1 protein-coding gene is annotated in these 831 nt (G+C 67.0%); it reads right to left on the reverse strand.

The window, feature by feature from the left end:
• The coding region (locus ACYPYD_RS26470; protein WP_459666643.1) for an amino acid kinase family protein at positions 1–812 on the reverse strand (812 nt) is incomplete at its 3' end.
• Positions 813–831: the final 19 nt, after the last annotated feature.

Raw genomic sequence — 831 nt, forward strand, 5'->3', positions numbered from 1 at the left:
TCCGCCACGTCGTAGTTGGTTCGCCCGATCTTGCGCGCCACCGTCTCGCCGACAAGGCGCGGGTCGGCGCTGGAGAGGTGGAACTCCTTGTGGATGATCGCCTCGCGCGCCTGCGTCAGCACGGCGATGCGCGAGAACGTCATCTCCGAATAGCCGCGCGCATAGCGGCGCACCATGCCGCCCTCGCAACCGGCATAGCCGGTGACGATGGGCATCTGCGTGGCAAGGTCGATCGGACCGAGCGCCTCCTCGATCCGCGCGTCGAGGCTGCGCATATCCTCATGGTTCCACAAGGTCAGGTCGATGAAGACCGCGTTCACGCCCCGGTCGCGCAGCATCAGCGCGGTCGAGTGCGCCGAATGCGCCTCGCCCAGACCCGCCAGCATCTCGCGCACGGTGGTCATCTGCTCCTTCAGGCAGAAGCGGCCGTGTGCGCGCAGCCGGTCGAGATCGTCGAGGCAGGTTTCCAGCGCGGCGATGCGCCTTGCCACGAAGACGTCGGCCTCCTCGCGGCTTTCGGCGCGCGCAAACATCTCGGCATTGCGCGCCCACATCGCGCCCATCACGTCAGCCAGCGCCGAGCGCCAGGCGCTGGGCACTTCGTTGCGGATGAAGTGGGCGTGGACGCCGGGCCGGCCCGACTTCTTGTGCTCCAGCAGCAGGTCGGTCATCCCGGCATAGGCCGAGACGACGAAGATGCGGTTGTAGTGGTCCGCGCCCTCGCGCCCGGCGATCAGGACGTTGTCGAACACCGTCGAGGTGGCGGCCATCGAAGTGCCGCCGATCTTTTCCACGGAATGTGTTCCGTTCATGCGGGTACTCCTTTGAGGC

It is taken from the genome of Novosphingobium sp. 11B (assembly GCF_054589055.1).